The following is an 11240-nucleotide window of genomic DNA, read 5'->3' on the forward strand; positions in this document are numbered from 1 at the left end:
GCTGTCGCCTTCAACCGGCATCAACGCGCCGTCGATGCGCGCCAGCTGACCGTGTCGCCTTCCCTTATCCCGAGGTCGAGCGATCGCCCCCCGCGGATCTCCAGGACGGCAGCCACCGGCTCGCCCGAGGATACCGGCACCTCGGACTGCGGCGCGGCATTTTCCGCGATACGCGCGATCGTATGGTCCGCCCGGACAAAGATGATGTCCAGCGGGGTCGGCGTGTCCTTCATCCAGAAACTGGCCTCACGCGGAGGTCCATTCGGTGGATATGGCGCAAACAACATGCCGCCATCCGCAGCCAGATCGGTTCGGAACATCAGCCCGCGCCGCTGCTCTTCCGCCGTTACGGCCGGCTCGACCAAGAAGCGATGCCGTCCGTTATGGCTTGCGACCGTAACGGCAACGAGGCCGGACGCCGCGTCGACGGGCGGCTTCGCTGGCGCGCCGTCGTCACAACCTCCGGTTGCGACCAGCATCGCGAAGCCGATGACATTCGCGAAACGCTGGCGCACAGGGCGGCTCCTAGACTTTCTGTTCGACCGTAACCGCAAGCGGCCCTTTTTCGCCGGCCACCATGCGGGCGTAAAGAAACTGTCCGGGCTCGACCTCTTCCAGGCCGGCGCGGCGAAGCGTCTCGACGTGTACGAAGATATCGCCCGAATTGTCTTCGCGCACCAGAAATCCGTACCCCTTCAACCGGTTGAACCATTTGACCGTGACCGGCTCAAACGGTCCGGCCCCTTCGATCAAAGCCGCAGGATCCGGTCGTTGCGGCTCGCTGCGGGGCTTGGGTGGTGGTTCGACGGCATTGCTCAGGTCGATCGACAGGATTTCGCTCGCCTGCAATCCGCGCTCGCGCAGCGAAGCGATACATTCCAGGCGCGCCCCTTCCGGCAGGCTGCGTCGACCGTGCGGCCGCAGCACCGAAAAGTGAATCAGAATATCGCTGACGCCCTCCTCGTCGGCAACAAGAAAGCCGAACCCACGCGTCATGTCGAACCATTTGAGTACGCCTGTATAATGTCGCGATTCTTCGTTCGCGATATGTGCGCCGTCATCCATTCGACCCTCGCGATCCGGCTCCCCAAACGCCGGAATCGGTACATTTCGCATCGTAGCAAGTCCCCCGCTCGCGCCCATAGCATGACATACAGCCCGATCCAAAGCTCTGTAATGCCGTGTCCCACAATCTTTTCTTAAACATTACGGAAATGGGGGTTCTATATACTATGACAAGGCTATTCATCAAATGAAGGACTTTCTCCGGGCAGAAGATTCGCAATCATTCGGGCCATCGAAAAACTGTGACCGCCCCGAATCATTGCGGCGATATGTTTCTCGCGCTGTGGCCGATCCACCGGCGCCAGGGCAAACGGCCCGATCCGCCGACGCCGCGCGAAGGCAAGCGCGGTTTCGAGCGCACGATCGGCCATACCGGGAGCGATCGCGGCGCTATCGGCCTCGTCCAATCCGGCCTGACGCAACGCACCGCTGACTCGCCGCTCGCCCAGACCCCGCCGACCCATCGCCGCAGCACGCGCCTCGCCGAACGCACGGTCGTCGATATAGCCGAGCTCCGCGAACTTTTCGGCGATCTCGGCCGGGTCACGCAGCGCCCCTTCCCAGCCGCGTTCGCGGATCTTGCGAACCAGATAGGTCACGAGGCGTGCGCGGGTCGTTGAAAAACGCTCGACATAGCGTAAGGCAAGTCGTTCCAATGCTCCGCTATCTAGTGGTGGGATTGGCTTTTTTTCCCGTGTTCGGGATTGGTTCGTGGGGCGTTGGTGCATGGCGCCATCATTGTGCCACAGTCGAACCGGATTTTGAACGCTTGGCATAAGCAGGGGTGCTTGCCGAAAGGGACCATAAGCGCGGCCGCTGAATGATGCCGCGATCGAGGGCGCAGATACAGATGACAGTTGACGTTGCGGGCACGCACGACCTTGAGGCCGAAACGCCGAAGCCGGTCGCCACGCCCACCGAAGATTCGCTGCCGCGGCGCTTCGCGGATTTCGAAACGCTTGGGGCGGCCCTCGATTACGCCGCCACAGGTCAACGCGGGCTTAATTTTCACGACGCGCGTGGCGCACTGACTCGCGCCTATCCGTTTGCCGAACTTCAAGGCGATGCGCTGGCAATGGCACGGCGCCTGGTCCATGCCGGCATCAAGCCGCAGGATCGGGTGGCGATCGTCGCCGAAACGAGCCCGGAGTTTGCCGCGTTGTTCTTTGGTGCCGTCTATGCCGGTGCGTGGCCCGTTCCATTGCCCTTGCCAACGTCCTTCGGCGGCCGCGATTCCTACGTCGAACAGCTGCGTGTCCAACTGTCGAGCTGCGAGCCGGTCGTCCTCATCTATCCGCCCGAACTCGCGCACATGGGCCAGGACGCTGCCCGTGCCGCTGGAACCGACGGTATCGACTGGTCCGAACTGGGCCAACGCCCCGCCCCGATGATCGCCCTGCCCGAAGCAAGCGGCCAGGACGTCGCCTATCTCCAATATTCGAGCGGCTCGACCCGGTTTCCGCATGGCGTCGTGATTACGCATCACGCGCTGCTCAACAATTTGACCGCCCACGCCTATGGCATGCAGTTGGTCGACCGGGACCGCTGCATCTCGTGGCTTCCCTGGTATCATGACATGGGCCTGGTGGGCTGCTTCCTGTCGCCGGTCGCCAACCAAGTTTCCACCGATTATCTCAAGACCGAGGACTTCGCACGCCGTCCCTTGGCGTGGCTCGATCTGATCAGCCGCAATCCGGGCAATTCGATCAGCTACTCGCCGACGTTCGGCTATGACATTTGCGCGCGACGCATCTCGAGCCAGACCAAGGCGTCAGATCGCTTCGACCTGTCGCGGTGGCGGCTGGCGGGCAATGGGGCGGACATGATTAGGCCCGACGTGATGCAATGTTTCGTCGACGCCTTCGCCGACGCCGGGTTCAAGGCCAGTGCGTTCCTGCCCAGCTACGGCCTGGCCGAGGCTACGCTGGCGGTGTCGATCATGCCCCCGGCCGAAGGCATTCGCGTGGAACTGGTGGAGGAAACACAACTTTCGGGAGTCGCGGCAGGCGAGGATCGCCCGCAGCGATATCGCGCGATCGTCAATTGCGGGAAGCCGGTCAAGGACATGAAGGTCGAGATCCGCGAGGAGGACGGCACGCCCTTGCCGGAACGCGCAATCGGCAAGCTCTGGTGCTCCGGCCCCTCACTGATGGTCGGTTATTTCCGCGATCAGGCGGCGACCGACGCCTGCCTCGTCGATGGCTGGCTGGACACGGGCGACATGGGCTATCTCTCCGATGGCTATGTCTACATCGTCGGCCGCGCCAAGGACATGATCATCGTCAACGGTCGGAATCACTGGCCGCAGGACATCGAATGGGCGGTCGAGCAGCTGCCAGGGTTCAAGGCGGGCGATATTGCGGCTTTCGCGATCACGACCCCGGGCGGCGAGGAAACGCCGGCCGTGCTCGTGCAGTGCCGCAGTTCGGACGATGCCGAACGGGTACGCCTGCGCGAGGAAATCCGTGAGCGGGTCCGTTCGGTCACCGGAATGAACTGCGTGATCGAGCTGATCCCGCCCCGGACCCTGCCGCGCACCAGTTCGGGCAAGCTCAGTCGGGCAAAGGCGCGCAATCTTTATCTCAGCGGCGACATCAAACCCTACGATCTGGCGGCATAATCAAGCGAAATGATGGGTCAGCGCGCCCAATCCGGGCCATGGCGTACCGCTCTAACGATCCGCTAACCTTAGGGGGCGTATCGGTGTGCGGGTGAGCAACTCATCCTCCTCCCAATTCGCCAAGCCGCGCATCGACGCACGCGCGCTGCTGGGTCTGCACGATCCGGCGGACACGACGGACTGGGGGCCCATTCGGGCAGCCCAGCTCCATGCCGGAAGCCAGCTGGCACTGTTCCTGGTTGCAGCGAACGTCATCGGCGCCGCGCTGGTGACGCTGACGCTCGCGCATTGCGCGCCGCTCTGGGCGCTCGCCTTGTGGGGCACGGTTGCCGCCGTGGTCAGCGTTGCGGTCGCCGTTCGCCGCCTCGCCACCCGTCACCGCGCCGCCTATACCGCAAGCCTGCGTGACGTGCGCGCCACGTTGCTCGACGGCCTGCTGCTTGGCCTGGTCTGGTCGATCCCACCCTTCGCCTGCGGCATCCGGGCCGATACGACGACCGCCCTCAACCTCTGGGTGGTCCTGTCGCTGCTGATGACCGCCTCCGCGGTAGCCATGGCCGCGTTGCCGCTTGCGACGCTGAGCTTTCTCGGCATTCTGGGCGTCGCGATTGCGGCGATGATGCTGTGGACGGGAGGACCGGTCCTGGCGTCTGCGGTGGTGCTGTTCACCGCATTGCTGATGATCGGCTGCTTCACGCGCGCAAAGGCGCTGGTTGTCGTTCGCGCCAGCGAGATCGCGCTTGGGGAACGGGACGAAACCGTCAGCTTGCTGCTGCGCGAGGCCGAGGAACATTCGTCGGACTGGTTATGGGAAACCGACGCGCAGCGGCGCGTGGTGCGCGCTTCGCCGCGGTTTGCCGAGTCGGTCGGGCTCGACACCACGACGGTCAACGGCAAGTCGCTGCTCGAGGTCCTTGCCGGCCCGACCTGGGAGGCGGGCAATTTCGCCTCGGGGCTGCGGGACCTCGCTGAATATCTCAAAGGTCGCGAGCCATTTCGCGGGCTGTTGTTGCCGGTTCAGGTCGGCGAGAGCGAGCGCTGGTTCGAGATCGCCGCCAATCCGCGCTACGATGAACGCGACATCTTCATCGGGTTTCGCGGCGTCGGCTCGGACGTCACCGAACAGCGCGCGTCCGCCGACAAGATCAACCGCATGGCGCGCTTCGACACGCTCACCGGCCTGCCCAACCGACTCTACATCAACGAATCGCTGGCGCACGCAATGACGGATGCGGCGAAATGGGGCAGCCGCTGTGCCTTCATGATGATCGATCTCGATCGCTTCAAGGCCGTGAACGACACGCTGGGACATCCGATCGGCGACCGGTTGCTGGGCCGGGTGTCGGAACGGCTCGCCGTGCTGATGACCGAAAACGAAATCATCGGACGACTCGGCGGCGACGAGTTCGCCGTCGTCGTGCGGGACGCGAGCGACACGGCGCGGGTCGAACGGCTCGCGCAGACGATCGTGGATGCGCTCTCGCGTCCGTACGAACTGGACCAGCACACGCTTTACACCGGCGCCAGCGTCGGTGTCGCCACTGGTCCACGCGACGGTCGCACCGCCGAAATGCTGATCCGTTCAGCCGATCTGGCGCTCTATCGGTCCAAGGACGCCGGCGGCGGGACGTACCATTGCTACGAACCGCAACTGCACATTGCCGCAGAAGAGCGCCGTGTCCTCGAACAGGCACTCCGCCTCGCCCTGCAAAAGGACGAATTGCACATCTGCTACCAGCCCGTGGTCGATGCCGGGAGCGAACAGCTGACCGGGTTCGAGGCGCTGGTGCGCTGGACGCACCCGGAGCTCGGCGTCATATCGCCGGCCAAGTTCATTCCGCTCGCGGAGGATGCGCGACTGATCGCGCCGATCGGCGAATGGGTACTCCGCAATGCTTGCATGGAGGCGGCGCGCTGGCCCGGACAGGCGCGGATCGCGGTCAACGTCTCGCCCGAACAGTTGCACAACCCCGGGTTCGTTGCCGTCGTCACATCGGCGCTCAGCAATTCGGGCCTTCCGGCGGGCCGGCTCGAACTGGAAGTGACCGAGAGCGTCTTCATGCGAGACGATACCGCGGCGGTGAAGGTGCTCGAGCGGATCCTGGATCTTGGCGTACGGCTCAGCCTGGACGATTTCGGAACGGGATATTCCTCGCTCGGCTATCTCAGCCGTACGCGATTCTCGACGATCAAGATCGATCGCAGCTTCGTGACCGGCGCCTCGAAGGGCGTCCGCGAGGCGCTGGCGATCGTCCGCGCCGTCGTGGCGCTGGCGCAGAGCCTGGGCATGGCGACGACCGCCGAGGGGGTTGAGACCGAGGAGGAGCATCGCATGGTGCAGAACCTCGGCTGCACCAAGGTCCAGGGCTATTATTTCGGCCGTCCCCTCCCGGTCGAGGATGCGCGCGGCGTGGCGCAACGGGCCGCGCGGGATCGCGCCGCTGCTTGATCCGCTTGCGATCCGCAAATTGTCGCGATAGAGAGGCCCTCGATAGGGGTGTAGCTCAGTTGGTTAGAGCGTCGGTCTCCAAAACCGAAGGCCCACGGTTCGAGTCCGTGCTCCCCTGCCACCTATTCCGATTCGCTCCCGTTCCGCCCGCAGCTTGATTTAAACGCCGGCGCGGATTAGGGTCGTATCATTCCGAAATTGGGAATGACCGTCATCGGCCCTTCACAGGGCCGGGCAGCGGGCCCATGTCCCATCCTTCGGCGAAAAACACGAGTGCAGCACAGTGGCGAAGACGACCCCTCTCGAATTCATCCGTCAGGTCCAGGCCGAGACCAAGAAGGTCGTCTGGCCGACGCGACGCGAAACCCTGATGACCGGCGTGATGGTCGTCATCATGGCGACGCTGCTGGGCGTCTTCTTCTTCGTCATCGACACCGCGTTCGAGGCAATCGTCCACCTGCTGCTCACCCTCGCGAAATAACGGACAGACAGACGACATGGCACGTTGGTACATCATCCACGCCTATTCGGGTTTCGAGGGCAAGGTCCGCGACGCGATCATGGCGGAAGCGACCCGCATGGGGCTCGAGCAGCTGGTCGAGCAGATCGAGGTTCCGACCGAGACCGTGACCGAAGCCCGCCGTGGCAAGAAGATCGCGGTCGAGCGCAAGTTCATGCCGGGCTACGTCCTTGCCAAGCTGAACATGAACGACGACGTCTATCACCTCGTCAAGAACACCCCGAAGGTGACCGGTTTCCTGGGCCCGAACGGCAAGCCGCAGGCGATTCCGGAATCGGAAGCCGCCCGGATGCTCAACACCAAGGACGAGGCCGCCGCCGCTGCACCCAAGCAGAAGGTCAAGGTCGATTTCGAGATCGGCGATTCGGTCAAGGTGCTCGACGGCCCGTTCGCGAGTTTCAACGGCATCGTCGAGGAACTCGATTTCGACCGCAGCCGCGTCAAGGTGTCGGTGTCGATCTTCGGTCGAGCCACCCCGGTCGAGCTCGAATTCGAGCAGGTCGAGCGCAGCAAGTAAGCGCCCCTCTGGCCGGGCCCATGTGTGCCCGGCCGTTCGGCATATTTCTCTATGTGACTGACTTATTGCTGTAATTGTACATCGTTAACGCCGCGTTCATCTTTTACGAACGCGTAGGACAGGTGTATGATGATCCGTTTCCGCTCGGCTGCAATCACGGTTGCCGCGTTGCTTTCCGTTCCCGCGACCGCCGCGCCGATCTACCTCGCCAACGGCTCGATCAACGGCAGCAGCGCTGGTGCCAACGTCGATCTGTCGGGGCTGACCGGGACGCTCGAGAACGGTCTGCCGGGGAATATTCTCGGTGGGATCGGCTCGGGGCTGGCCTATGCCGGCGGCAACACCTTCATCGCCACGCCGGACCGCGGCCCCAACGCCACCGCGTATAATTCTGCGGTCGACGATACCACGTCTTACATCAGCCGCTTCCAGACGCTGTCGCTCGCGCTGACCGCCAACACCTCCGGCAGCGGCCTGCCGTTCGGCGTGACCGCCGCGCTGACCGGTACGACGCTGTTGTCGAGCCCGACCGCGCTGAATTACGGGACGGGCGCTGGCCTCGGCAACAGGATCGACGGCACGCCGCTCGGTTCTGGTGCGCCTGCCCAGAACAGCGCGGGCGCTTATTATTTCACCGGTCGCTCGGACAATTACGCGTCCGGCCTGTCGACCGATTCGGCGAATGCGCGATTCGATCCGGAGTCGGTCCGTGTCTCGAACGATGGCAAGAGCGTCTTCGTCTCGGACGAATATGGCCCCTATGTCCGCCAGTTCGATCGCGCCACCGGCAGCCTGGTCAAGACCTTCACGCTCCCGGCCAACCTCGCCGTGACCAACCAGTCGCCCAGGGGCGACGTCGAGATCGCGGGCAATACGGTCGGCCGCGTCGCCAACAAGGGCATGGAAGGCCTCGCGCTGACGCCGGACGGCAAGACGTTGGTAGGGATCATGCAGGCACCGCTCGAGCAGGACCCGGCGAAGTTCGTGCGGATCGTGACGATCGACGTCGCGAGCGGCACGACGCATGAATATGGCTACAAGCTCACCACCGGATCGGGCGTCAGCGACATCGTCGCGATCAACGACCACGAATTCCTGGTCGACGAGCGCGACGGCAAGGGCCTCGGCGACGGCACGAACGCCGCGGTCAAGCAGTTCTTCCGGATCGACCTGAACGGCGCGACCGACATCACCGCGCTGTCAGGGACCGACGCAAGCAAGGCGACAGCGGTTACCAAGGGAACGACGCCGTTCCTCAACCTCGTCACCGCGCTGACCGCGGCGGGGATCCCCGCTTCGCAAATCCCAGCGAAGATCGAAGGTCTCGCGTTCGGGCAGGACGTGACTTACAACGGACAGCTGCTCCACACGCTGTTCGTCGCGAACGACAATGATTTCGTTCCGGCATCCGCCGGGCAGAACCAGTTCTTCGTGTTCGGGTTCAGCGACGCGGACCTGCCCGGTTTCGTCGCGCAACAACTGACCGGCGCCGTGCCCGAGCCTTCGACCTGGGCGATGATGCTGGCGGGCTTCGCGGGCATCGGTGCCATGGCGCGGCGGCGCAAGACGACCGTCCGCTACGCTTGACGCTCGGCTCAGCCTCGATCCCGGCATTTTGCCGGGATCGACCGTAGTTCCCGGTCCCCGAACGGGAACCTGACGTAGCGGGTGCCGGAACAGTCCCGGCCCTTCGGGTGGAGGGTAGCGCGACCGTGTCACTGCGCCACGCGTCGCTGAAAGCAGTCCGCCAAGCCTATCCGCCGGCCTCCGATCCGCTATATGTCCCGCGATATAGCACCCGATCGGACTTCCATGAACCGCCGCACTCTCCTGACATCCTTTGCCGCGATCGCCGCTGCGATCGGCTGCGGAACGGCCCAGGCCGCGCCCCCGCCCCCCGTTACCGTGTTCGCCGCGGCGTCTCTGACCGACGCCCTGCAGGCCGTGGGCAAGGCCTATACCCAGCGTACCGGCGTTCCGGTGCGCTTTTCCTTCGCTTCGAGCAGCCTGCTTGCGCGACAGATCGAATCGGGTGCCAAAGCCGACCTTTTCGTCGCGGCCGATCTCGTCTGGATGGACCATGCACAGAAGGCGGGGCGAATCGACGTCGCCAGCCGAAGTACGCTCTTGCGCGGCCGCCTCGCCTTGATCGCACCGGCCGACAGCAACGTCAACGTGCGGATTGCGCCGCGCTTTCCGCTTACGACACTGCTCGGACACTCCGGTCGGCTCGCCGTTGGCGACCCCGCCTATGTTCCCGCCGGAATCTATGCCCAGACCGCACTGACGCGGCTAGGCGTCTGGGCGAGCGTGCAGGGCCGGCTCGCCCGGGCGGACAATGTCCGGGTCGCACTGTCCTATGTCGCCCGTCACGAGGCACCGCTCGGGATCGTCTATGAGACCGACGCACGCGCCGAACCGGGTGTACGAATCGTCGGCATCTTCCCCGAAGCCAGCCACGCCCCGATCGATTATCCCGCCGCCCTCGTGCGCGGCGGAAGCGGGGCGGCGCGCGGCTTCCTCGGCTATCTCCACAGCCCGGCCGCACTGGCGGTGTTCCGCCGCTATGGCTTCCGGACGGCCGGCTAGAGCGTGCTCACCGCCGCCGAATGGGACGTGCTGGGGCTCAGCGTATCGATCGCCGGCCGTGCCGTGCTGGTCGCGCTGCCGGTCGCGCTGTTGCTTGGCTGGATGATGGCGCGGACGCGATTCCCAGGGCGTACCGTGCTCGACGCGGTGTTGCATTCGTCGCTCTTCCTTCCGCCGGTGGTGGTCGGGTTCGTGCTGATCCTATTGTTCGGCGCGGACGGACCGATCGGACGTTTCCTGGCCAGCCTTGGCATCCGGCTGATCTTCACCGCCAATGGCGCGGCGCTCGCGGCCGGCGTGATGGCGTTCCCGCTGATGCTGCGCGCCTGCCGGCAGGCGATCGAGGCGGTCGACCCCCGGATCGAGGCGGTCGCGGACAGCCTTGGCGCAGGCTTCTGGGATCGGACGCTGTCGGTGACGCTGCCGCTCGCCGCGCCCGGGCTGATCGCCGCTGCGGTCATCGGCTTTGCCGCCGCGCTTGGCGAATTCGGCGCGGTCATCACCTTTGCGGCCAACATTCCGGGCGAGACGCAGACGCTCGCGCTCGCCATCTATGCCGCGCTCCAGCAACCCGGTGGCGAGGCGGTCGCGTTGCGCCTGGCGGGGATCTCGTTCGGCGTGGCGATCGTCGCGCTGCTCCTGTCGGAGGCGTTGCTGGCCTATGGCCGGCGGCGGAGTGGGCAATGATCTCGGTCGCGATCAAGCGCAGGCTCGGCGAATTCACGCTCGACGTGGCGTTCGAGGGTGCGGCCAACGGCGTGACAGCGCTGTTCGGCCCTTCGGGCGCCGGCAAAAGCGCGACGCTGGCCGCAATTGCCGGGAGCGGCATGATCGAGGCGGGGCGGATCGTGCTGGGGGACCGCGTGCTGTTCGATCATGGTTCCCGGGTCAACGTGCCGCCGCGCGCGCGCCGGATCGGCTGGGTGTTCCAGGACGCGCGGTTGTTCCCCCACCTGCGGGTGGATGCGAACCTGCGTTACGGACTGAAGCGCGCGCCGGGGCCGCATCGCATCGGGTTCGACCAGGTCGTCGCGACGCTCGACATCGGCCATCTGTTGCGGCGCGGCGTTCGCGACCTGTCGGGTGGCGAGCGTCAGCGGATCGCACTCGGCCGCGCGTTGCTGAGCCAGCCCGAGCTGCTTTTGCTGGACGAACCGCTCGCCGCGCTCGATGGCGCGCGCAAGGACGAGATCCTGGCATATATTGCGCGGCTCAAGGCCGATTTCGCGCTGCCGATGCTGTATGTCACCCACAGTCCGGACGAGGTCCGCGCGGTTGCGGATCACGTCGTGATGCTCGAGCACGGGCGGGTGGTGGCGACCGGAGGGCCGTCGATCGTCGGAGGGGATCGCATCACCGCCCGGATCGTCGCGCGCGATCGCGACGGGGTGCTGATCCGCGTGCCGCGCGGGGACGTGACGACGGGCGACCGGCTGGATCTGCTGATCGATCGCTGATGTGACGCCCCACGCCTCCCGAT

11 protein-coding genes and 1 tRNA gene are annotated in these 11240 nt (G+C 65.1%); 9 read left to right on the top strand and 3 right to left on the bottom strand.

Translation table 11 applies throughout. The annotated features are described in order from the left end of the window. Positions 1-20 precede the first annotated feature (20 nt). The 3 genes from L8G49_RS04010 to L8G49_RS04020 form a co-directional block, all read right to left on the bottom strand. The gene (locus tag L8G49_RS04010; protein WP_242137721.1) at positions 21-515 is read right to left on the bottom strand and encodes a DUF192 domain-containing protein; all 495 of its coding nucleotides are present in this window, start codon (positions 513-515) and stop codon (positions 21-23) included. A gap of 10 nt (positions 516-525) precedes the next feature. Then, positions 526-1065 (bottom strand): cold shock domain-containing protein, encoded by a 540-nt coding sequence (locus L8G49_RS04015; RefSeq protein WP_242137722.1) that lies wholly within the window; start codon positions 1063-1065, stop codon positions 526-528. A gap of 176 nt (positions 1066-1241) precedes the next feature. After that, entirely contained in the window at positions 1242-1664 is a 423-nt protein-coding gene (locus L8G49_RS04020) for a RecX family transcriptional regulator (protein ID WP_347272037.1), read from the bottom strand. Between the two features lie 251 nt (positions 1665-1915). On the opposite strand from L8G49_RS04020, the gene L8G49_RS04025 reads away from it, so the two are divergent. From L8G49_RS04025 to modC, 9 genes are all read left to right on the top strand, one after another. After that, positions 1916-3685: a fatty acyl-AMP ligase gene (locus L8G49_RS04025; RefSeq protein WP_242137723.1), complete on the top strand. Its 1770-nt coding sequence runs from the start codon at positions 1916-1918 to the stop codon at positions 3683-3685. Between the two features lie 91 nt (positions 3686-3776). Next, positions 3777-6134 carry an EAL domain-containing protein gene (locus L8G49_RS04030; RefSeq protein ID WP_242182594.1) on the top strand — a complete coding sequence of 786 codons (2358 nt, stop codon included), beginning with the start codon at positions 3777-3779 and terminating at the stop codon, positions 6132-6134. 44 nt (positions 6135-6178) lie between these two features. Then, positions 6179-6255, top strand: a tRNA-Trp gene (locus L8G49_RS04035). Between the two features lie 162 nt (positions 6256-6417). Beyond that, on the top strand, positions 6418-6615 hold the full coding sequence (gene secE / locus L8G49_RS04040; protein WP_242137725.1) for a preprotein translocase subunit SecE: 198 nt from the start codon (positions 6418-6420) through the stop codon (positions 6613-6615). A 16-nt stretch (positions 6616-6631) separates the two neighbouring features. Continuing rightward, positions 6632-7171, top strand: a complete 540-nt coding sequence (gene nusG / locus L8G49_RS04045; RefSeq protein ID WP_010162674.1) for a transcription termination/antitermination protein NusG — start codon at positions 6632-6634, stop codon at positions 7169-7171. A 126-nt stretch (positions 7172-7297) separates the two neighbouring features. Continuing rightward, positions 7298-8758 (top strand): esterase-like activity of phytase family protein, encoded by a 1461-nt coding sequence (locus L8G49_RS04050; protein ID WP_242137726.1) that lies wholly within the window; start codon positions 7298-7300, stop codon positions 8756-8758. A gap of 225 nt (positions 8759-8983) precedes the next feature. Then, complete coding sequence (gene modA / locus L8G49_RS04055; protein WP_242182596.1) at positions 8984-9760, top strand: molybdate ABC transporter substrate-binding protein; 777 nt, start codon at positions 8984-8986, stop codon at positions 9758-9760. Positions 9761-9763: 3 nt separating this feature from the next. Continuing rightward, entirely contained in the window at positions 9764-10447 is a 684-nt protein-coding gene (gene modB / locus L8G49_RS04060) for a molybdate ABC transporter permease subunit (RefSeq protein WP_242182598.1), read from the top strand. Then, positions 10444-11217 carry a molybdenum ABC transporter ATP-binding protein gene (gene modC, locus L8G49_RS04065; protein WP_242137729.1) on the top strand — a complete coding sequence of 258 codons (774 nt, stop codon included), beginning with the start codon at positions 10444-10446 and terminating at the stop codon, positions 11215-11217. The genes modB and modC overlap by 4 nt, the downstream gene beginning before the upstream one ends. Positions 11218-11240 lie beyond the last annotated feature (23 nt).

It is taken from the genome of Sphingomonas sp. CARO-RG-8B-R24-01, assembly GCF_022662295.1.
GTDB lineage: Bacteria > Pseudomonadota > Alphaproteobacteria > Sphingomonadales > Sphingomonadaceae > Sphingomonas.